The sequence below is a fragment of the Serratia sp. CY31944 genome, assembly GCF_052169175.1.
Taxonomy (GTDB): Bacteria; Pseudomonadota; Gammaproteobacteria; order Enterobacterales; family Enterobacteriaceae; genus Serratia; species Serratia sarumanii.
In genome coordinates, this window is the sequence record NZ_JBJNLG010000003.1 from 323,445 (window position 1) to 344,343 (window position 20,899).

Sequence of the window (20,899 nt, forward strand, 5' to 3'; positions counted from 1 at the left end):
GTGGTGTTATAGAGACTTGGCCGTTAACTGACAGGAGCTGCCGATGAATATCATCGCCATCATGGGCCCGACGGGCGTCTACTACAAAGATGAGCCGATCCGCGAGCTCCACGCGGCGCTGGCCGCCATGGGATTCCAGCTGGTGTACCCCAAAAACAGCGGTGATCTGCTGAAGCTGATCGAAGCCAATGCCCGCATTTGCGGGGTGATCTTCGACTGGGACGACTACAGCCTGGAGCTGTGCAGCGAAATCAACGAGCTGAATGAATACCTGCCGCTGTACGCCTTTATCAATACCCATTCCACCTTCGACGTCAGCCTGCATGAAATGCGCATGGTGCTCTATTTCTTCGAGTATGGCCTGAATGCGGCGGACGATATCGCGCAGCGCATCCAGCAGTACACCGCGGAATACATCGATACCATTACGCCGCCGCTGACCAAGGCGCTGTTCAACTATGTGCGCGAAGGGAAGTACACCTTCTGCACGCCGGGCCACATGGCCGGCACCGCGTTTCAAAAAAGCCCGGTGGGCTGCCTGTTCTATGACTTTTTCGGCGCCAATACCCTGAAGGCCGACATCTCGATTTCGGTTACCGAGCTCGGTTCGCTGCTGGATCACACCGGGCCGCACCTGGAGGCCGAAGAGTATATCGCGCGCACCTTCAACGCCGAGCAGAGCTATCTGGTCACCAACGGCACCTCCACCGCCAACAAGATCGTCGGCATGTATTCGGCGCCGGCCGGCAGCACCGTGCTGATCGACCGCAACTGCCACAAATCGCTGTGCCACCTGCTGATGATGAGCGATATCGTGCCGATCTATCTGCGCCCGCTGCGCAACGCCTACGGCATCCTCGGCGGCATTCCGCAGCGCGAGTTCACCCGCGAAAGCATCGCCGCCCGGGTGCAGGAGACCGAGAACGCCACCTGGCCGGTGCATGCGGTGATCACCAATTCCACCTATGACGGCCTGCTGTACAACACCGACTACATCAAGCAGACGCTGGAGGTGCCATCGATCCACTTTGACTCCGCCTGGGTGCCTTACACCAACTTCCATCCGATTTACGACGGCAAGAGCGGCATGAGCGGCGAGCGGGTGCCCGGTAAGGTTTTCTACGAGACCCAGTCGACGCACAAGCTGCTGGCGGCCTTCTCGCAGGCCTCGATGATTCATATCAAGGGCGACTACGACGAGAGCACCTTCAACGAAGCCTACATGATGCACACCACCACCTCGCCGCACTACGGCATCGTGGCGTCGATGGAGACCGCGGCCGCCATGCTGCGCGGCAACCCGGGGCGCCGCTTGATCAACCGCTCGGTGGAGCGCGCGCTGCATTTTCGCCGTGAAGTGCAGCGGCTGCGCGAGGAGAGCGACAGTTGGTTCTTCGACATTTGGCAGCCGGAAGAGATCGATGAAGCGCAATGCTGGCCATTGGATCCGGACGACAACTGGCACGGCTTCGGCCAGACCGATCGCGATCACATGTACCTCGATCCGATCAAGGTGACGATCCTGACGCCGGGCATGAACGAGCTGGGCGCGCTGGAGGAGGAGGGGATCCCGGCGGCGCTGGTGGCGAAGTACCTCGACGAGCGCGGCATCGTGGTGGAGAAGACCGGGCCGTACAACCTGCTGTTCCTATTCAGCATCGGCATCGACAAAACCAAGGCGATGAGCCTGCTGCGCGGCCTGACCGACTTCAAGCGCGCCTACGATCTCAACCTGCGGGTGAAGAACATGCTGCCGGATCTGTACGCCGAGGATCCGGATTTCTATCGCAACATGCGCATTCAGGATCTGGCCGCCGGCATTCATCGCCTGATCTGCCAGCACGATCTGCCGCGCCTGATGCAGCGGGCGTTCGACGTGCTGCCGGAAATGAAGCTGACGCCGCACCAGATGTTCCAGGAGCAAGTGCGGGGCAACGTGGAAACCTGTGAGCTGGATCAGCTGGTGGGCAAGGTGGCGGCCAATATGATCCTGCCGTATCCGCCGGGCGTGCCGCTGGTGATGCCGGGGGAAATGATTACCGAAGAGAGCCGGGCGGTACTCGATTTTCTGCTGATGCTGTGCTCGATCGGCGAGCGCTATCCCGGTTTTGAAACCGACATCCACGGCGCCAAACTGACGGAGGATGGGCGCTATCTGGTGAAGGTGTTGAAAGCCCCACAGCCATAATGCATAACACGCCCGGCGGTTTGGAAAGATATGCCGGGCGTTCCCATTGACGGCATCACCGCCGCCGGATACCTTGCCTCATCAGACCGAACAGGAGAGGCCGCCATGCTGGCGTTACGTCAGGTACACCATATCGCGATCATTGGCGCGGATTACGCCGCCAGCAAGCGTTTTTACTGCGACATTCTCGGATTCACCCTGCTGAGCGAGGTCTACCGCGAGGAACGCGACTCCTGGAAAGCGGATCTGGCGCTCAACGGGCAATACGCCATCGAGCTGTTTTCTTTCCCTTCGCCGCCGGCTCGCGTCAGCCGCCCGGAGGCCTGCGGCCTGCGCCATTTGGCGTTCAGCGTTGACGACATTGACCAGGCCATCGCCCATCTGCAGGCGGCCGGCGTCGCCTGCGAACCGGTACGCGTCGATCCTTACACCCAATCCCGCTTTACCTTTTTCAGCGATCCCGATGGTTTACCGTTAGAATTATACGAGAGTTAACGGCTTAATCGCCTCCCGGCGGCCACAGCCGGGGGTGGTTATGCTATGATCGCGCCCTTGCCCTACATGCCTACAGAGTTATTTCCGCCATGCAAGAGCCTGCTTTTCGCGTCGGGGAGTGGCTGGTTACCCCTGCCGACAACACCATCAGCCGCGACGGACGCCAAAAAACGCTGGAACCGCGCCTGATCGACATGCTGTGCTATTTCGCCCGCCATCCGGACGTGGTGCTGAGCCGCGACGAGCTGATCGACAACGTCTGGAAGCGCAATATCGTCACCAACCACGTGGTGACCCAATGTATTTCGGAACTGCGCAAATACCTGAAAGACGGCGACAGCGACAGCCCGGAATACATTATCACCGTGCCCAAGCGCGGGTATAAGCTGGCGACGTCGGTGATCTGGTGTGAAGAGGGGGAGACGCAACCCGCTCCCGCACCGGCGCCGCAGATTGCGGTGATCATGCATGAACCGGAAGACGGCAGCGAGGAAGACGAGACGCCGTATGTGCCGCCGCGCCGGGCAAGCGCGCCGGTTGCCGCGCCCGGCGAAAAGAAGCCGCGCTTTTATCGCCGCTCGACCTTCTGGGTGTGGCTGGCGTTTCTGGCGGCGCTCAGCGTCTGCGTGGCGTTTGTCGGCATCGCCACGCTGTCGCAGCGCGTGCCGGTATCCACCATGCCGGTGCTGCTCAACCCGCGCGATATCGATATTCGCATCCAGGGCGGCGAGAGCTGCAGCAACTGGATGCCGCAGCTCTCCTATGTGGTGGGCGTCAGCGAGCTGATCACCGATTCGCTGAACACCTACTCGACCTTCCTGGTGCACGACCAGACCAACTACAACTATTCCGGCCCCAGCAACTCGGGCAAGTCGCTGTATATCGAGTTCGTCAATCAGCGCCACTACCGCGCCCAGCAGTGTTTCCTGTCCGTGCGGCTGGTGGATAACGCCGACAGCTCAGTCATGCTGGACAAGCGTTACTTCATTACCGCCGATAACCAGCTGAAGATCCAGACCGACTTCCTCTCCAGCCTGTCCGCAGCGCTGAAGCAGCCCTGGCCGCCACAGCTGGAGCAGCGTCTGGCGCAGCTGCTGCCCGACAACGGGCCGCTGCTGCAGCGTTTCTACCAGGCGCATCAGTTGCTGATCCACGGCGACGCCGATTCGTTGACCCGCGCCAGCGCCCAGCTGAGCGAGTTGATTAAAAGCGCGCCGAACTTCCACTACCTGCTGGCGGAAAAAGCGCTGGTGGATCTGCTGCGCAATTCTTATCAACCGTTCGACAGCCAGGCCTTGGCGCAACTGCGCGCCGATATCAGTCATTTGGCGACCATCCCCGAACTGAAAAACACGCCAATCATGCAGCAAGTTCTGGCGGTAGATGCATTGACGCAGGGGCGCATTGACGAGGCGCACCGGGCGATCGATCTGGGGATTGAATTGCAAATGTCGTGGCTGAATTATGTGCTGCTGGGCAAGGTGTATGAAATGCAGGGGCAGAACCATTTGGCGGCGGATTCTTATATTACCGCATTCAATCTTCGCCCCGGCGAGGACACTTTGCATTGGATCACCAATGGCGTATTCCAGACGTCATTGACCAACGTGGTGCCTTATTTAAATAACTATCAGCGCCAATAATTAACCGCTATCACGCCGCCATTATTCTCCGGGGATCATGGCGGCGTTATTTATTGGTGAAGTCATGTTGCATGAATGTATTATTTTGCTGCACGATATTATTTCTTTTTTGCCGTTTGTTATTCGTTTTTAACCTTTCCATCCTGTTGTTTTAAAATGATGTTTATCTTTTCTTTAGCTTACCTTTTTATCTTGATGTGTTAATGAAAAACCTCAGGTTATCATTTGTATGATCATGAGCGTAATCTCACTTTATCTTTAGGACTTTATTCTCCTCGATGGTTAGCATCCTGACTATCAAGCCGGCTCATTAAAATCCTTTATTTATGGGTGTGGCTTATAAGAAACGTAAATCAGGAGAAACTGACCATGGCTTCACCCAAGAAAATAGGGCTTATTGCCTGCACCGGCGTCGTCGCCGGTAATATGATGGGGAGCGGGATTGCCTTATTGCCCGCCAACCTGGCGAGTCTCGGATCTATCGCCATTTGGGGATGGGTGATCTCGATTATCGGGGCGATGTCGCTGGCCTATGTGTATGCCCGCCTCGCCACCAAAAACCCGCAGCAGGGCGGCCCTATCGCTTATGCGGGTGAAATTTCCCCGGCCTTCGGTTTCCAGACCGGCGTGCTTTATTACCATGCCAACTGGATCGGTAACCTGGCCATCGGCATTACCGCCGTTTCTTATCTCTCCACCTTCTTCCCGGCGCTGAATAACCCGGTACCTGCCGGCATCGCCTGTATCGCCATCGTGTGGATCTTCACCTTCGTCAACATGCTGGGCGGAACCTGGGTCAGCCGTTTGACCACCCTGGGCCTGGTGCTGGTGCTGATCCCGGTGATCGTGACTGCCACCCTCGGTTGGCACTGGTTTGACGCCGCCACCTACCAGGCTAACTGGAATACCTCCGGCACCACCGACAGCCATGCGGTGATTAAAAGTATCCTGCTGTGCCTGTGGGCGTTTATCGGTGTGGAATCCGCAGCGGTCAGCACCGGCATGGTGAAAAATCCGAAACGCACCGTGCCGCTGGCAACCATGCTCGGCACCGGCCTGGCGGGCATTATCTACATCGCCGCCACTCAGGTGATCAGCGGTATGTTCCCGGCGTCTGAAATGGCCGCCAGCGGCGCGCCGTTCGCCATCAGCGCCTCGGCGATTATGGGCAACTGGGCCGCACCGATGGTTTCCGCCTTCACTGCCTTCGCCTGCCTGACGTCGCTCGGTTCGTGGATGATGCTGGTCGGCCAGGCCGGGGTACGCGCCGCCAACGACGGCAACTTCCCGAAAGTGTACGGCGAGCTGGATAAAAACGGCATTCCGAAGAAAGGCCTGCTGCTGGCCGGCTGCAAAATGACCGCGCTGATGGTGCTGATCACCCTGATGAGCTCCGCCGGCGGCAAAGCGTCCGACCTGTTCGGCGAACTGACCGGCATCGCGGTGCTGCTGACCATGCTGCCTTACTTCTACTCTTGCGTAGACCTGATCCGCTTCGAAGGGGTCAACGTGCGCAACCTGCTGAGCCTGATCGCTTCGGTGTGCGGCTGCGGTTTCTGCTTCATCGCGCTGATGGGCGCCAACTCATTCGAACTGTCCGGCACCTTTATCATCAGCCTGATTATCCTGATGTTCTACGCCCGGAAAATGAATACCCGCCAGGCTGCCAACGCCGCGGCGGTCGATGAAAACACCACGGCCAAAGCGCACTGATTCGCGTCCGCTGACCGACTGAATTTACCCAGCCCCTTTCTTTCCGACCTGTCAGCCGCGACGGGAAGGGGCTTGCTTTGCCAGGAGAAATGCATATGAACGTTATCGCCATCATGAATCACATGGGTGTCTACTTCAAAGAAGAGCCTATCCGTGAACTGCATCAGGCGCTGGAAAGTCTGGATTTCCGCATCGTTTACCCTAACGATCGCGAAGACCTGCTGAAACTGATCGAGAACAACGCCCGCTTGTGCGGGGTGATCTTCGACTGGGACAAATACAACCTGGAGCTGTGCGAAGAGATCAGCCAGCTGAACGAATACATGCCGCTGTACGCGTTCGCCAACACCTATTCGACGCTGGACGTCAGCCTGAACGATCTGCGCATGCAGGTGCGCTTCTTCGAATATGCGCTCGGCGCGGCAACCGACATCGCCGCCAAGATCAAACAGAACACCGACGAGTATATCGACACCATCCTGCCGCCGTTGACCAAGGCGCTGTTCAAATACGTGCGCGAAGGCAAATACACCTTCTGTACGCCGGGCCACATGGGCGGCACCGCATTCCAGAAAAGCCCGGTGGGCAGCCTGTTCTACGATTTCTTCGGCCCGAACACCATGAAGTCGGATATCTCGATTTCGGTGTCCGAACTGGGATCGCTGCTGGACCACTCCGGCCCGCACAAAGAGGCTGAAGAGTACATTTCCCGCGTGTTCAACGCCGAACGCAGCTACATGGTCACCAACGGTACCTCCACCGCCAACAAGATCGTCGGCATGTATTCGGCGCCGGCGGGCAGCACGGTGCTGATTGACCGTAACTGCCACAAGTCACTGACTCACCTGATGATGATGAGCGACATCACGCCGATCTACTTCCGCCCGACCCGCAACGCCTACGGCATCCTCGGCGGCATTCCGCAGAGCGAGTTCCAGCGCGCCACCATCGCCAAACGCGTGAAGGAGACCCCGAACGCCACCTGGCCGGTACACGCGGTGATCACCAACTCCACCTATGACGGCCTGCTGTACAACACCGACTTTATCAAGAACACCCTGGACGTGAAGTCTATCCACTTCGATTCCGCCTGGGTGCCTTACACCAACTTCCACCCGATCTATAAAGGCAAGTGCGGCATGAGCGGCGGCCGCGTGGAGGGCAAGGTGATCTATGAAACCCAGTCCACCCACAAGCTGCTGGCGGCCTTCTCGCAGGCTTCGATGATTCATGTGAAGGGCGACATCAACGAAGAAACCTTCAACGAAGCCTACATGATGCACACCACCACCTCGCCGCACTACGGCATCGTGGCGTCGACCGAAACCGCCGCGGCGATGATGAAAGGCAACGCCGGCAAGCGCCTGATCAATGGCTCCATCGAACGCGCGATCAAGTTCCGCAAAGAGATCAAACGCCTGAAAGTCGAGTCCGACGGCTGGTTCTTCGACGTCTGGCAGCCGGAGCATATCGATGAGCCGGAATGCTGGCCGCTGCGCTCCGACAGCGCCTGGCACGGTTTCAAGAACATCGACAATGAACACATGTACCTCGATCCGATCAAGGTCACCATTCTGACGCCGGGGATGAGTAAGGAAGGCGAGATGCAGCCGTTCGGCATCCCGGCCAGCATCGTGGCGAAATACCTCGACGAACGCGGCATCATCGTCGAGAAAACCGGGCCGTACAACCTGCTGTTCCTGTTCAGCATCGGCATCGACAAAACCAAGGCGCTCAGCCTGCTGCGCGCGATGACCGACTTCAAACGCTCGTTCGATCTGAACCTGCGGGTGAAAAACATGCTGCCTTCGCTGTATCACGAAGCGCCTGATTTCTATGAAAACATGCGCATTCAGGATCTGGCGCAGAACATTCACCGCCTGGTGGAGCAACACAACCTGCCGGACCTGATGTACCGCGCGTTCGAAGTGCTGCCAACCATGGTGATGAACCCATACCAGGCGTTCCAGAAAGAGCTGCACGGCGAAGTGGAAGAGGTTTATCTGGAAGAGATGGTCGGCAAGGTCAACGCCAATATGATCCTCCCATACCCACCGGGCGTGCCGCTGGTGATGCCGGGCGAAATGCTGACCGAGGAAAGCCGGCCGGTGCTGGAGTTCCTGCAGATGCTGTGCGAAATCGGCGCGCATTATCCGGGCTTTGAAACCGACATTCACGGCGCCTATCGTCAGGCGGACGGACGTTATCGGGTGAAAGTGCTGAAGGCGAAATAACCGCAGCCAATAACAGGGGAGGCGCTCGCGCTTCCCCTTTGCTGTTCACCGACTGATGGGAGACCTCCATGAAAACACCCTCACAGCCGCGCGCAATCTACTATGTCGTAGCCATACAAATTTGGGAATATTTCAGCTTTTACGGCATGCGTGCGTTACTGATTCTCTATCTGACCCACCAACTTGGCTATACCGACAGCCACGCCATCGATCTCTACAGCGCTTACGCTTCGTTAGTTTACGTCACTCCTATTTTGGGCGGCTGGCTCGCCGACCGCCTGCTGGGCAATCGCGTCGCAGTGATCGCCGGCGCGGCGCTGATGACGCTGGGGCATATCGTGCTCGGCCTGAGCGCGGTCTCCGCCCAGTCGCTCTATCTGGCGCTGGCCATCATCATCTGCGGCTACGGCCTGTTCAAATCCAATATCAGCTGCCTGCTGGGCGAACTGTATCCGGCGCACGACTCGCGCCGCGAAGGGGGCTTCTCGCTGCTGTACGCCGCCGGCAACGTCGGTTCCATTTTGGCGCCGATCGCCTGCGGGTTGGCGGCCGAGCGCTATGGCTGGCACGTCGGCTTTGCGTTGGCCGGGATCGGCATGTTCGCCGGCCTGGCGATCTTCCTGCTCGGCGGGCGCCACTTCCGCCATACCCGCGGCGTGAATGCACCGCTGATGCGCGCCAAAAGCCTGGGTTTGCCGCATTGGGGTTGGCTGTTGGCGGCGCTGCTGGCATCGCCGCTGTTCTTCACGCTGCTGTTTGTGCACGACTGGGCCGGCTATTTGCTCGGGCTGGTGTGCGTGGCGGCGGTGGTGCTGGTGGCGCGCATTATGCTGCGTGCGGACGCCGGCCAGCGCCGGGGGCTGTGGCAGATCGTTGTGCTGATGCTGCTGGGCACGCTGTTCTGGGCTTTCGCCCAGCAGGGCGGCAGCTCCATCAGCCTGTTTATCGATCACTTCGTCGATCGGCGCTGGTTCGGTTGGACGGTGCCGACCGCGCTGTTCCAGTCGATTAACGCCTGTGCGGTAATGCTGGGTGGCGTGGCGCTGGCATGGCTGGCGAGCGGCGACGGTGCGGGCGATCGCACGTTGCGCATCTGGTGTAAGTTCGCCTTCGGTCTGCTGTTGATCGGCGTCGGCTTTACGCTGATGGCACTCAATACGCGGCTGCACGGGCCGGGATCGATGGGGCTGATGATCGCCGGCCTGGCGGTGATGGGCTTCGCCGAACTGTTTATCGATCCGGTGGCGATGGCGCAGATCACCCGGCTGAATATCCCCGGCGCCACCGGCGTGCTGACCGGCATCTATATGCTGGCGACCGGCTCGATCGCCAACTATCTGGCGGGCATTATCGCCAATCAGACCGCCGAGGATCACATCGAGGGGGCGGCGATGCAGGCGTATGGCCGCATTTTCGCCCAGATTGGCTGGGGAGCGGCCGGATGCGCGCTGGCGGTGATCGCGGTGCTGGGCGGTTGGTGGCTGCTGACGCGGCGCCAGGCACGGACGGTTAATGCTTGATTGATGACGGTAGGCGGGGTTAACGTGCAGCTATGTAGAAGTGACAAAGCCTACCGATGAATACTGATCAATTAACGACGCGGGTGGCAGACCAGTTGGGCGCGCAGCAGCGGCTGCTGGTGGCGTTCAGCGGCGGCCTGGATTCCAGCGTACTGCTGCATGTGCTGGCGGCGTTGCGCCGCCGGCGTCCGGGAATGCAACTGCGCGCGCTGCATGTGCATCACGGCCTGAGCGCCTTCGCCGACCGCTGGGTTGAGCATTGCCGCAGCCGCTGCGCCGACTGGCAGATCCCGCTGACGGTGACGCACGTGCAGGTGGACGCCCGCCAGGGCGGCATCGAAGCGGCGGCGCGCGCGGCGCGCTATGCCGCCTTCAGCGCCGCCCTAACGGAGGGCGAAGCGCTGCTCACCGCTCAACACCTCGACGATCAAAGCGAAACCTTCCTGCTGGCGCTCAAGCGCGGCAGCGGGCCGGCGGGGCTGTCGGCGATGGCGGCGCGCGCGGCGTTGGGCGAGCACCTGCTGTTGCGGCCGCTGTTGGGTTGCTCACGCCAGACGTTGGAAAACTACGCGCAACGCCACGCCCTAACCTGGATAGATGACGACAGCAATCAGGATACGCGCTTCGATCGCAATTTCCTGCGCTTGCAGGTGTTGCCGCAGCTCAACCAGCGCTGGCCGCACTTCGCCTCGGCGGTGGCGCGCAGCGCCGGCCTGTGCGCCGAGCAGGAGCAGCTGCTGGACGAACTGCTGGCGGAACCGCTGCAAAGCCTGTTGGCAGCGGATCGCTCATTGGCGATCGACGGCCTGACGGACTGTTCACCGGTGCGGCGCTTCGCCTTGTTGCGGCGCTGGATCGCGTTGTTTAACGTCACCATGCCGGCGCGTGAGCAGCTTCAGCGCCTGTGGGAGGAGGTGGCGCTCAGCCGGGAGGATGCCGAACCGCAACTGCAGCTCGGCGCCTATCAGATTCGCCGTTTCCGCGGCCGGTTGCACCTGTTGCCGCCGCTGGCGGCGCTGCGCGATGTGCATCTGCCCTGGCAGCCTGACCAGCCGCTGGCGCTGCCGGACGGGCTGGGGCGGCTTGTCGCCGGTGAGGGCGAGCTGGCGCTGCGCGCGCCGCAGCCGTCGCAGCGGATCAGCATTCGTTTCGGCGGCGTGCAGGGCGCGGTGCGCATCGTGGGGCGCGCCCATTCGCGGCCGATAAAAAAATTGTGGCAGGAGCTGGGGATCCCGCCCTGGCAGCGTGAACGCATCCCGTTGATTTATTATGATGAGCAGCTGATCGCCGCGCTGGGCGTATTCGTCTGTGAGGCGGGGCAGGTGCCGGAGGGCGAACGCCCGTGGCGGCTACGCTGGGAAAAAAATCATAATAGCGAGGAGCAATGATGAAGTTTATGGGGATCACGCTGTTGGCCACCGGCCTGTTCAGCCTGCCGGCGTTGGCGGCGGGGGATGCGGCGGCCGGCCAGGCGAAAGCCGCCGCCTGCGCGGCGTGCCACGGCGCGCAGGGCAAGGTGACGGTGCCGATGTACCCGAATCTGGCCGGGCAGAACGCCATGTACCTGCAGCACGCGCTGCAGGCGTACAAGAAAGGGGAGCGCAACGGCGGCCAGGCCGAGGTGATGAAGGCCTACGTGTCGGGGCTGTCGGATGACGATATCGCCGATCTGGCGGCCTTTTACGCCAGCCTGAAGCCGTAAATGACGAGGGCAGCCGTTGGGCTGCCCTGTTGGGATGGGGTTACCGCTGCTCAGTCCGACAGACTGACGACCACGGTACCGATTTCCGGATGACTGAAACTGCTGATATGGTCCAGACGCAGGTCGCGCTGTTGGCCATTCTGTTCGATGGTCAGATACTCAACGCGTTTCTTTTGCAGCAGGTCGATCGCCTTGGCCTCGATCACTTCTCCGTCGCGTAACTCCAGCTTCAGAATAAGTTTATGCTGACAGGCGAGTTCCAGGTTGTCGTAGTCATCGCAATTGATGGGTTGGTACTCATCATTCATCAACATAGTCGCTCACCAATAAGTTAGCGGCGGCAAAGGCCGCCTGTTCCCTAACGGAGGACGGTAGCGCATCGTTCGCTGCGACATCGTCCAATGCCTTTAACGCACAAGCCAGCGCATCGGGCACGTAGCCAAGATCTCCACTGCCAATCTCGGCGTAAGTACGGCGTACTAACTCACAGTATTGTTGCACAGTTTCCTCCCTTAAGAACCTCTGCATCATCAAGACTACTATCGCGATGAGGCGCAGGCTCTTGGAGTTTTATCCTATCCCAGACGACTATAGCACAGCTGTTATGGAGTTATCAGCACCCCGGCACGCCTTTCGCACTGCCGCGGCCGGGCCGCGCTGGCGGCGTTCGGCCCTGATCAAGTACACTGTCGCCGGATAATAACGAGGTCACCCATGGCGCTGAAAGCAACCATTTATAAAGCCGCGGTCAATATCGCTGATATGGATCGTCACTTCTACCACGACGCCACGCTGACGCTGGCGCAACACCCGTCCGAAAACGAGCAGCGCATGATGCTGCGCCTGTTGGCCTGGATCTGCCATGCCGACGAGCGGCTGGTGTTCACCAAAGGGCTGAGCGCCGACGACGAGCCGGAGATCTGGCAGCGCAACGACCACAATGGGTTGGAAATGTGGATCGAGATGGGGTTGCCCGACGAAAAACGCATCCGCAAGGCCTGCAACCAGTCGCCGCGCGTGGTGCTGTACGCTTACGGCGAGCGCGCCGCACACGTGTGGTGGCAGGGAATGCAGGGCAAGGTGGCCGGCTACAAGAACCTGAGCGTGCGTTTCCTCGACGACGAGCAGTTGGCGCGCCTGACGGCATTGGCCAGCCGCACCATGACGCTGCAGGCGACGTTGCAGGAGGGAACTATTTGGCTGTCCGATGCTCAGAATAGTCTGGAAATCCAGTTTGCCGAGTGGCAGCAGGCACAGGTGTAACCGGTGCTGGAACTGTCAAGAAACGTCGCCATACCGGATAATGAGCTGGAATTGACGGCGATCCGCGCGCAGGGCGCGGGTGGCCAGCACGTGAACAAAACCTCAACGGCGATCCATTTGCGCTTTGACATCCGGGCATCCAGCCTGCCAGAGTATTATAAGGAAAGGCTGCTGGCGCTGAATCATCATCTCATTACCGCCGATGGCGTGGTGATTATCAAGGCGCAAGAGTATCGCAGCCAGGAATTGAATCGCGAAGCGGCGTTGGCCAGGCTGGCCGCGCTGATTCGGCAGGCGATGGTGGTGGAAAAAACGCGCAAGGCGACCAAGCCCACAAAAGGGGCCAAACTGCGTCGCCTGGAAGGCAAGGCGCGTAAAGGCGCCACCAAGGCGCTGCGTGGCAAGGTTCGCACTTAGGAATACATGAACACAGTAGGAGAATAACTGTGAAAAAAATTACGGTAGCCCTGTTCCTCGCGGCAGGCGCACTCTCGTTGTTGGGATGCAACAATCATTATCAGCCGAAGGAACAACCGCTGCAGCCAATGCCGCAGAGCTATCAAGGGGTGTTGCCTTGCGCCGATTGCGGCGGTCTGGAGACGGCGCTGTTCCTGGATGAGGACGGCACCTTCGTGCTGCAGGAAACCTATCGCGGCACCAAAGACGGCGATCAGACCTTTGCCGACTACGGCAAATGGGCGCGCACCGCGGATAAGCTGGTGCTGACCGACAGCAACGGCGAGAAACGCTATTTCCGCCCGGTGGGCAAGAGCCTGGAAATGCTGGATCGCAGCGGCGTGCCGATCGAGTCCAAGCTGAATTACCGTCTGGATCCGGTTGAGAAGCCGTTGCCTAAAACGCCGATGACGCTGAAAGGCAGCTACACCTATATGGCGGACGCGGCGGTCTTCAAGGACTGCGCTACCGGCAAAACCTTCCCGGTGGACAACAACATCGCGCTGGAGCAAGGTTACGCCAAAGCATACAAGACCGCCGGCGAGCCGGTATTCCTGACGTTCAGCGCGCACTTCAGCGTGCAGCCGTCGATGGAGGAAGGTCTGACCGAGAAGGCGCTGGTGCCGGACGGCAAAATCGTGTTTGACCGCAGCAAAAACTGCAGCAGCAAATAAGCGATTTCGGATATAAAAAAACCCGCCTAGGCGGGTTTTTTACTTTCTGGCATTCGTCGCTTAGCGTTTGATCTGACCCAGCAGGAAATCAACGATTTCGCCGGTTTTGATCATTTGCTTCTCGCCGACGCGGCGGTTCTTGTACTCGATCTCTTCGTTGTCGAGATTGCGGTCGCCGATAACGATAGAGTGCGGCACGCCGATCAGCTCCATATCCGCGAACATCACGCCCGGGCGCTCTTTGCGGTCATCGAGGATCACGTCGATGCCGTGGGAGCGCAGGGTGTTGTACAGCTCTTCGGCCAGCGCCTGCACGCGGAACGACTTGTGCATGTTCATCGGCAGGATAGCGACCTGGAACGGTGCAATGGCGTCCGGCCAGATGATGCCGCGTTCGTCGTGGTTCTGCTCAATGGCGGCGGCCACGACGCGCGTAACCCCGATGCCGTAGCAACCCATGGTCAGCACTTGGTTGCGGCCGTCTTCGCCCTGCACGGTCGCTTTCATCGCTTCCGAGTACTTGGTGCCGAGCTGGAAGATATGGCCCACTTCGATGCCGCGTTTGATCAGCAGCGTGCCCTGACCGTCCGGGCTGGCGTCGCCGTCCACCACGTTACGGATATCGGCCACCTGCGGCAGCGGCAGATCGCGCTCCCAGTTGATGCCGAAGTAGTGTTTGCCGTCGACGTTGGCGCCGGCGCCAAAGTCGCTCATCGCCGCCACGCTGCGGTCGGCTACCACCGGCATCGGCAGGTTGACCGGGCCGAGTGAACCCGGGCCGGCGCCGACGATGGCGCGAATTTCTTCTTCAGTGGCGAAGGTCAGCGGCGTGGCAACCTGCGCCAGCTTCTCGGCCTTGACTTCGTTCAGCTCGTGATCGCCGCGCACCAGCAGGGCAACCAGCTTGTGGCCGCTCTCTTCGGTGGCGCGCACCATCAGCGTCTTCACGGTTTTTTCCACCGGCAGCTGGAACTGATCGACCAGCTCAACGATGGTTTTGGCGTTCGGCGTATCCACCAGACGCAATTCTTCGCCGGCCGCCGCGCGAGGCGCCGCCGGCGCGACCGCTTCCGCCAGCTCGATGTTGGCGGCGAAGTCGGAACCGGTGGAGAACACGATATCGTCTTCACCGCTGTCTGCCAGCACCTGGAATTCGTGCGAGGCGCTGCCGCCGATCGAGCCGGTATCGGCCTGCACCGGGCGGAAATCCAGACCCATGCGGCTGAAGATTTTGCTGTACGCTTCGTACATCGCGTCGTAAGTCTCTTGCAGAGACTCCTGCGAGGTATGGAAGGAGTAGGCATCCTTCATCAGGAACTCACGGGAACGCATTACGCCGAAACGCGGGCGCACTTCATCACGGAACTTGGTCTGGATCTGGAAGAAGTTCAGCGGCAGCTGTTTGTACGAGCTGATCTCGTTGCGGATCAGATCGGTGATCACTTCTTCATGCGTCGGGCCCAGCACGAACGGACGATCGCCGCGGTCGACGAAGCGCAGCAGCTCGGGGCCGTATTGCTCCCAACGGCCGCTTTCCTGCCACAGATCGGCAGGCTGAACCACCGGCATGGACACTTCGATCGCGTTAGCATTGTTCATTTCTTCGCGAACGATGTTTTCAACCTTTTTCAGAACGCGCAGGCCGGTCGGCAGCCAGGTGTAAAGACCGGAGGCCAGCTTGCGGATCATCCCGGCGCGCAGCATCAGCTGGTGGCTGATCACTTCGGCGTCGGCAGGTGTCTCCTTCAATGTGGAGAGCAGATATTGGCTAGTACGCATGGTGTTTTGGTTCCGTTAGAACTGCAAATTGCATCGGGCTGCCAGAGTGGCGGCCAAAAGTGACAAAAGTGGTTTAGTTTACCAGCGCGAGCGGGTCGCCAAAAGAGAGGCGGCGGAATTTTAACGCGGGTCGAGCGCCAACACTTCGGTATGACCGTCCACGACGCGCCAGCGCACGTTGAAATCCAACAGCCAGACGGCGTAATCCCGTTCGACGTCCTCTCCTTTACGATAGGCTGGACGGGGATCTTGCGCCAGCACCTGGCTGATAAAACGCCTTAATTGCGGATAACGCGCCTGATGTTGCTGCAGCTGCTGCTCGGCCTGAGGCGCGAAACACACCGGCATATCGCCGGCGGGCGCGGCCTGGGCAAAACCGGCGCGGGCCTGCGGTTGGCTCTCGGCGAACGGCAGATACGGCTTGATGTCCACCACCGGGGTGCCGTCGACCAGATCGAGGCTGCCCAGCTCCAGCGCCACTTCGCCGTTTTTCACCCGCACGCCTTTTAGCTCAATGAGGGACATGCCGAGCGGGTTGGGGCGGAAAGTGGAGCGGGTGGCGAATACGCCCATGCGGGCATTGCCGCCTAAACGCGGCGGGCGCACCGTCGGCCGCCAGCCGCCTTCCAGGGTTTGATGGAAAATGAACATCACCCACAGATGGCTGAAATCGCTGAGGCCGCGTACCGCCTCCGCCTGGTTGTAAGGTGGCAGCAGCAGCAGTTCGCCGCCACCGTCTTCGACCAGCCCCGGCTGGCGGGGAACGGCGAATTTTTCTTTATATGGCGAGCGGATCACGCCGATCTGCTCGAAAACGAATTCGGTCATTTGGACGAGACGTTAAGCGCCGAGCCCTGGCAGACGGCCTGCTGGTAACAACCGGCGACACCGCTGACAATCTGGCAGTCGTGCAGCAGCACGGCGTTGGCCTTCATGTAAGACGCGCGGATCTGCATGCGTTTACGGGCGGTAGCCAGATTCGGTGGGGAGTCTTGTACGGTGGTTTGGCACGATTCGCCGGACACTTCACCCAGATCGCGGAATGGCTTGCCCACGAGCTCTTCTGCACTTTTGTACAGTTTTACCGGAGCGGGGCGGGCGGCCGGCGTGGTCTTGGCCGGAGCGGTAGTGGTTGGCTTGCTGGTGCTGTTTGTTGAGGACGGCGCGATACGTTGCGATGAACATCCGGCCAGCGCGAGCGCTAACAAACAGAGAGGTAAAACACGCATTGAGATTCCTCTGCCTTAATGAAAGTGGCGCTATTGAAGCAATCTATGGCGGAAATAACAAGACGGGCCTTGGCCCGTCTTGCAATTATAGGAATAAAATTGGCGAATAAGCGCTTACCAGCCTTTCACCGCACCGCCGTTGAAGATTTTGTTGGCGGCGGCGTCCACTTCGTCAGACTGATAGGCCTGCACGAATTTCTTCACGTTTTCCGCATCTTTGTTATCTTCGCGCGCAACCAGCAGGTTGACGTAAGGCGAGTCTTTATCTTCCACGAACAGGCCGTCTTTCGCCGGCGTCAGACCGATCTGGCTGGCGTAGGTGGTGTTGATCACCGCCAGCGCGATCTGCTGATCGTCCAGAGAACGCGGCAGCTGAGGCGCTTCCAGCTCAACCAGCTTCAGGTTTTTCGGGTTCTCGGTCACGTCCAGCACGGTCGGCAGCAGGCCAACGCCGTCTTTCAGTTTGATCAGGCCGACTTTCTGCAGCAGCAGCAGCGAACGGCCCAGGTTGGTCGGATCGTTAGGCAGTGCGATCTGAGAACCCTCTTTCAGCTCGTCCAGCGATTTGATTTTCTTGGAGTAACCGGCGATCGGGTAAACAAAGGTGTTGCCGACCGGCACCAGCTTGTAGCCGCGATCTTTGATCTGCTGGTCCAGGTATGGCTTGTGCTGGAAGGCATTCAGATCGATATCGCCTTTGCTCAGCGCTTCGTTAGGCAGCACGTAGTCGTTGAAAGTGACCAGTTCAACGTCCAGACCGTATTTCTCTTTCGCCACTTTCTGAGCGACTTCAGCTACTTGCTGTTCAGCGCCGACGATCACGCCGACCTTGATGTGGTTTGGATTTTTTTCATCCTGGCCGCAGCCCGCCAGAGCCAGAGAGCCGATCAGTGCGCCAATTGCCGCGATGGATTTAAATTTTAACGACATATCCCTTCCTCATTAGACTCGCATTAACATGCTGTGAAACTATTTATGGGTAACGGCTTTGACGATGCGATCGCCGCAGAATTGGATCAAATAAACCAAAACTACCAGTAATACTAATACGGTATTCATCACTGTGGCGTTATAACCGATATAACCGTATTGGTAACCGATTTGGCCCAGACCGCCGGCGCCGACCGCGCCGCCCATGGCGGAGTAGCCCACCAGGGTGATCAGCGTGATGGTTGCAGCGTTGACCAGGCCCGGCAGGGCTTCCGGCAGCAACACTTTCTTGATGATCTGCATCGGCGTGGCGCCCATGGCGCGCGCCGCTTCCACCAGACCGGACGGGATCTCCAGCAGGGCGTTTTCCACCATGCGCGCGATGAACGGCGCGGCGCCCACGGTCAACGGCACGATGGCCGCCTGCAGACCGATAGAGGTGCCGACGATCATGCGGGTAAACGGAATCATCCAAACCAGCAGGATAATGAACGGGATAGAACGGAAGATGTTCACCAGCCCGGACAGGATTTTATACAGCGAGTTGTTGGCGATGATCTGCCCCGGGCGGGTGACATACAACAGCACGCCTACCGGCAGGCCGAGCACGAAACCGAAGAAGCCGGAGACAAAGGTCATCATGACGGTTTCCCACACGCCACGCGCCATCAACCACATCATTGCCTCAGACATAACCCAGAACCTCTACTTTTACCTGATTTTCCTGCAGGAACTTAATCGTCGCCAGCGCGTCTTCGTCGCTGCCGTGCAGCTCCGCCAGCATCACGCCGAATTTCACGCCGCCGGCATAATCCATCTGGGCGCTGATAATGTTGTTGTTCACGTTGAAGCGGCGAGCGGCTTCAGACAGCAGCGGCGCATCGACCGACTGGCCGGTGAACTCCAGGCGCAGCAGCGGTTGGCGGTCGCCCTGACGCTCCGGCGACAGGCGCGCGGCGTAGTCGTCCGGGATATCCAGATGCAATGTGGATTGAATGAACTGCTGGGCCAGCGGGGTTTTTGGGTGCGAGAACACTTCGCTGACGCTGTCTTTTTCGATCAGTTGCCCCTGGCTGATGACCGCGACCTGGTCGCAGATGCGTTTCACCACGTCCATTTCATGGGTGATCAGCAGAATGGTCAGGCCCAGCCGGCGGTTGATGTCTTTCAGCAGTTCCAGGATGGAACGGGTGGTGGCCGGATCCAACGCGCTGGTGGCTTCATCGCACAGCAGCACTTTAGGATTGCTGGCCAGCGCGCGGGCGATCGCCACGCGCTGTTTCTGGCCGCCGGACAGATTGGCCGGGTAGGCGTCGTGCTTGTCCGCCAGGCCGACCAGCTCCAGCAGTTCGGTCACGCGCTTTTTGATCTCGGCGCGCGGCGTATTGTCCAGCTCCAGCGGCAGCGCCACGTTGCCGAACACCGTGCGGGAAGAGAGCAGGTTGAAGTGCTGGAAGATCATGCCGATTTGGCGACGGGCGCGCGTCAGTTCGCTTTCCGACAACGAGGTCAGATCCTGACCATCGACCAGCACCTGGCCGGACGTTGGGCGCTCCAGCATGTTGGCGCAGCGAATCAGCGTGCTTTTACCGGCGCCGGAGGAACCGATGACGCCATAGATTTGCCCGGCAGGGACGTGAAGGGTCACGTCAGAGAGCGCGGTAATGGTGCGCGAACCCTGCTGGAACACTTTAGTGATGTTAGAAAGTTTAATCATATTCTTCTTATTTTAGCGTGGTTGCCCGTGGCTAGATAAAAGTAAACCTCGGCGTGGAACCAAGGTATGAATCAGATGTTAAGGCGTCTAGACGTCCAAGTCAACGGCCAACGACGTTCTCCGGCGTTCTCAGCGTGGGGTAAAACATGCGATACTGTCAGCGTATACAGGCCCTCAGGAGCAAAGCGGTGACACAAAGCGTTCCAGCAATTTTTCTCGATCGTGACGGTACGATTAACGTTGACCATGGCTATGTCCATGAAATCGACAACTTCCACTTTATTGACGGCGTGATTGACGCCTGTCGCGAACTCAAAAAGATGGGCTTTGCGCTGGTAATGGTGACCAACCAGTCCGGCATTGCGCGCGGCAAGTTCAGCGAAGACCAATTCATGTACCTGACCGAGTGGATGGACTGGTCGCTGGCCGATCGCGACGTTGACTTCGACGGCATCTATTTCTGCCCGCACCATCCGGAGGCGGTAGTAGAAGAGTATCGTCAGGTGTGTGACTGCCGTAAACCGCAGCCGGGCATGCTGCTGCAAGCGCAGCAGGAATTGAACATCGATATGGCCGCTTCTTATATGGTGGGCGATAAACCGGAAGATATGCAGGCGGCGATCGCGGCCGGCGTCGGCACCAAGGTGCTGGTGCGTACCGGCAAGCCGGTGACGGAGCAGGGCGAAAAGCTGGCCGATTGGGTGCTAAATAGCCTGGCGGACCTGCCTGAAGCCATCAAAAAGCGGGTTTAATAGGCGTTACGAATGAATAGTGAGCGGTCAGATAAAAAATGCATATTATCGCTTGTCATTCTGAACCGGCTCCCTATAATGCGCCTCCATCGACACGGAACATGTGAACAACTTCACAGAGTATCCGGGGGTCGCAGAGAAAAAATCCTGAAAATTAGGGTTGACTCTGAAAGAGGAAAGCGTAATATACGCCACCTCGAGTTAGCAAGCGAAAGCGCCTAACTCACTGCTCTTTAACAATTTATCAGACAATCTGTGTGGGCACTCCACAAGACGATATCCAGCATCTTCGGATGCAAAAAAATATCAAGTCTTGAAGAGTGACTAACTGAAGTAAAATTCATGCAGTAAATCTTTGAGCATCGCTTCTCGAGTGGAAGCACATCAAGCTTTTAATTGAAGAGTTTGATCATGGCTCAGATTGAACGCTGGCGGCAGGCTTAACACATGCAAGTCGAGCGGTAGCACAGGGGAGCTTGCTCCCCGGGTGACGAGCGGCGGACGGGTGAGTAATGTCTGGGAAACTGCCTGATGGAGGGGGATAACTACTGGAAACGGTAGCTAATACCGCATAACGTCGCAAGACCAAAGAGGGGGACCTTCG

The 20,899-nt window shown here is 59.1% G+C and carries 20 protein-coding genes and 1 rRNA gene; 13 read left to right on the forward strand and 8 right to left on the reverse strand.

Features of this window, described 5'->3' with window-relative positions:
• Window positions 1-43 precede the first annotated feature (43 nt).
• The 8 genes from ACJ8IN_RS05515 to ACJ8IN_RS05550 all read left to right on the forward strand — a co-directional run bounded on the left by ACJ8IN_RS05515 (window position 44) and on the right by ACJ8IN_RS05550 (window position 11,495).
• A complete protein-coding gene (locus tag ACJ8IN_RS05515) occupies window positions 44-2,188 on the forward strand; it encodes a lysine decarboxylase LdcC (protein ID WP_197846800.1) in 2,145 nt (714 codons plus the stop codon).
• Window positions 2,189-2,293: 105 nt separating this feature from the next.
• Complete coding sequence (locus tag ACJ8IN_RS05520) at window positions 2,294-2,683, forward strand: VOC family protein (protein WP_033655316.1); 390 nt, start codon at window positions 2,294-2,296, stop codon at window positions 2,681-2,683.
• Window positions 2,684-2,772: 89 nt separating this feature from the next.
• Window positions 2,773-4,326 (forward strand): lysine decarboxylation/transport transcriptional activator CadC, encoded by a 1,554-nt coding sequence (cadC, locus tag ACJ8IN_RS05525; protein WP_047570737.1) that lies wholly within the window; start codon window positions 2,773-2,775, stop codon window positions 4,324-4,326.
• 369 nt (window positions 4,327-4,695) lie between these two features.
• Entirely contained in the window at window positions 4,696-6,039 is a 1,344-nt protein-coding gene (gene cadB, locus ACJ8IN_RS05530) for a cadaverine/lysine antiporter (protein ID WP_033635727.1), read from the forward strand.
• A 95-nt stretch (window positions 6,040-6,134) separates the two neighbouring features.
• Window positions 6,135-8,273 (forward strand): lysine decarboxylase CadA, encoded by a 2,139-nt coding sequence (gene cadA, locus ACJ8IN_RS05535; protein WP_043139919.1) that lies wholly within the window; start codon window positions 6,135-6,137, stop codon window positions 8,271-8,273.
• A 68-nt stretch (window positions 8,274-8,341) separates the two neighbouring features.
• On the forward strand, window positions 8,342-9,793 hold the full coding sequence (gene dtpD / locus ACJ8IN_RS05540) for a dipeptide permease DtpD (protein ID WP_033655313.1): 1,452 nt from the start codon (window positions 8,342-8,344) through the stop codon (window positions 9,791-9,793).
• A 56-nt stretch (window positions 9,794-9,849) separates the two neighbouring features.
• On the forward strand, window positions 9,850-11,181 hold the full coding sequence (tilS, locus tag ACJ8IN_RS05545) for a tRNA lysidine(34) synthetase TilS (RefSeq protein ID WP_308325992.1): 1,332 nt from the start codon (window positions 9,850-9,852) through the stop codon (window positions 11,179-11,181).
• Entirely contained in the window at window positions 11,181-11,495 is a 315-nt protein-coding gene (locus ACJ8IN_RS05550) for a c-type cytochrome (RefSeq protein WP_308325991.1), read from the forward strand. The genes tilS and ACJ8IN_RS05550 overlap by 1 nt, the downstream gene beginning before the upstream one ends.
• A gap of 50 nt (window positions 11,496-11,545) precedes the next feature.
• Here ACJ8IN_RS05550 and rof read toward each other — a convergent pair whose 3' ends face one another.
• A complete protein-coding gene (rof, locus tag ACJ8IN_RS05555; protein ID WP_004931991.1) occupies window positions 11,546-11,809 on the reverse strand; it encodes a Rho-binding antiterminator in 264 nt (87 codons plus the stop codon).
• Window positions 11,796-11,996 (reverse strand): YaeP family protein, encoded by a 201-nt coding sequence (locus ACJ8IN_RS05560; RefSeq protein WP_004931993.1) that lies wholly within the window; start codon window positions 11,994-11,996, stop codon window positions 11,796-11,798. Before ACJ8IN_RS05560 ends, rof begins: the two co-directional genes overlap by 14 nt.
• Window positions 11,997-12,209: 213 nt before the next feature.
• On the opposite strand from ACJ8IN_RS05560, the gene ACJ8IN_RS05565 reads away from it, so the two are divergent.
• The 3 genes from ACJ8IN_RS05565 to nlpE are packed head-to-tail and all read left to right on the forward strand — an operon-like array spanning window position 12,210 to window position 13,888.
• Entirely contained in the window at window positions 12,210-12,758 is a 549-nt protein-coding gene (locus ACJ8IN_RS05565; RefSeq protein ID WP_025304016.1) for a YaeQ family protein, read from the forward strand.
• A gap of 3 nt (window positions 12,759-12,761) precedes the next feature.
• On the forward strand, window positions 12,762-13,175 hold the full coding sequence (arfB, locus tag ACJ8IN_RS05570; RefSeq protein WP_028127523.1) for an alternative ribosome rescue aminoacyl-tRNA hydrolase ArfB: 414 nt from the start codon (window positions 12,762-12,764) through the stop codon (window positions 13,173-13,175).
• Window positions 13,176-13,204: 29 nt separating this feature from the next.
• On the forward strand, window positions 13,205-13,888 hold the full coding sequence (nlpE, locus tag ACJ8IN_RS05575) for an envelope stress response activation lipoprotein NlpE (protein WP_033655310.1): 684 nt from the start codon (window positions 13,205-13,207) through the stop codon (window positions 13,886-13,888).
• A 60-nt stretch (window positions 13,889-13,948) separates the two neighbouring features.
• Here the strand turns inward: nlpE and proS are convergent, their stop codons facing one another.
• The 6 genes from proS to metN form a co-directional block, all read right to left on the reverse strand.
• Window positions 13,949-15,667, reverse strand: coding sequence for a proline--tRNA ligase (proS, locus tag ACJ8IN_RS05580; protein WP_033655309.1), 1,719 nt, complete (start codon window positions 15,665-15,667; stop codon window positions 13,949-13,951).
• Window positions 15,668-15,787: 120 nt separating this feature from the next.
• Entirely contained in the window at window positions 15,788-16,495 is a 708-nt protein-coding gene (gene tsaA / locus ACJ8IN_RS05585) for a tRNA (N6-threonylcarbamoyladenosine(37)-N6)-methyltransferase TrmO (protein WP_308325990.1), read from the reverse strand.
• Window positions 16,492-16,896: an Rcs stress response system protein RcsF gene (gene rcsF / locus ACJ8IN_RS05590; RefSeq protein WP_025304011.1), complete on the reverse strand. Its 405-nt coding sequence runs from the start codon at window positions 16,894-16,896 to the stop codon at window positions 16,492-16,494. Before rcsF ends, tsaA begins: the two co-directional genes overlap by 4 nt.
• A gap of 114 nt (window positions 16,897-17,010) precedes the next feature.
• The gene (locus tag ACJ8IN_RS05595; RefSeq protein ID WP_033635716.1) at window positions 17,011-17,826 is read right to left on the reverse strand and encodes a MetQ/NlpA family lipoprotein; all 816 of its coding nucleotides are present in this window, start codon (window positions 17,824-17,826) and stop codon (window positions 17,011-17,013) included.
• 39 nt (window positions 17,827-17,865) lie between these two features.
• Window positions 17,866-18,519 carry a methionine ABC transporter permease MetI gene (locus ACJ8IN_RS05600; RefSeq protein ID WP_004932010.1) on the reverse strand — a complete coding sequence of 218 codons (654 nt, stop codon included), beginning with the start codon at window positions 18,517-18,519 and terminating at the stop codon, window positions 17,866-17,868.
• The gene (gene metN / locus ACJ8IN_RS05605) at window positions 18,512-19,543 is read right to left on the reverse strand and encodes a methionine ABC transporter ATP-binding protein MetN (protein WP_004932012.1); all 1,032 of its coding nucleotides are present in this window, start codon (window positions 19,541-19,543) and stop codon (window positions 18,512-18,514) included. Before metN ends, ACJ8IN_RS05600 begins: the two co-directional genes overlap by 8 nt.
• 188 nt (window positions 19,544-19,731) lie before the next feature.
• On the opposite strand from metN, the gene gmhB reads away from it, so the two are divergent.
• Both gmhB and ACJ8IN_RS05615 read left to right on the forward strand, forming a co-directional pair.
• Entirely contained in the window at window positions 19,732-20,295 is a 564-nt protein-coding gene (gene gmhB, locus ACJ8IN_RS05610; RefSeq protein WP_033635715.1) for a D-glycero-beta-D-manno-heptose 1,7-bisphosphate 7-phosphatase, read from the forward strand.
• A gap of 393 nt (window positions 20,296-20,688) precedes the next feature.
• Window positions 20,689-20,899: ribosomal RNA gene (locus tag ACJ8IN_RS05615) — 16S ribosomal RNA — on the forward strand; the annotation flags it as partial.